The organism is Roseivivax halodurans JCM 10272 (genome assembly GCF_000521785.1).
In the GTDB taxonomy this organism is placed as follows: Bacteria; Pseudomonadota; Alphaproteobacteria; order Rhodobacterales; family Rhodobacteraceae; genus Roseivivax; species Roseivivax halodurans.
This window is the reverse complement of sequence record NZ_JALZ01000141.1, coordinates 1-443: the sequence shown is the minus strand read 5'-3', so window position 1 is coordinate 443 and position 443 is coordinate 1. Positions and strand designations below refer to the sequence as shown.

Below are 443 nucleotides of genomic sequence, written 5' to 3'. Positions count from 1 at the left end.
CAGATGAGGAAGTCGCGTCAGTCACCGCGGACGGAGCATACGACACGCGCAAGTGCCACAACGCGGTCGCAGATCGAGGCGCACACGCGTTCGTCGGGGAAAGGGTCCCCCGGACCCTTTCCCGATCCTCCTCACTTCCGCCGCGTAAAAACGCCAAGCCGTGGAAGCCTTCGACCGCCGGCGCCATTGCCCGGAACGAGGCCCTTCGCGCATCGAAATACCTCGGCCGCGCCATTTGGCGAAAGTGGAGCGGATACCACCGCCGAAGCCGCGCCGAGACGAAGATGCACTGCGTGAAGCTCTTGGGGCAGAGCCTCATGGCGCGCGACTTCGATCGCCAGGTCGCAGAACTCCAGATCCGCGCCGCCGTGTTGAACGGCTACACCGCGCTCGGAATACCTGTCACCGAGCCCATGGGATAAGTGCGTCCGGGGAAAGGGGAA

General features: G+C 64.6%; 1 protein-coding gene. It reads left to right on the top strand.

Going from position 1 to position 443, the window contains the following annotated elements:
* Positions 1-422 (top strand): transposase (locus OCH239_RS21950; protein WP_157578067.1); only part of this gene is annotated, 422 nt, incomplete at its 5' end.
* Positions 423-443: the final 21 nt, after the last annotated feature.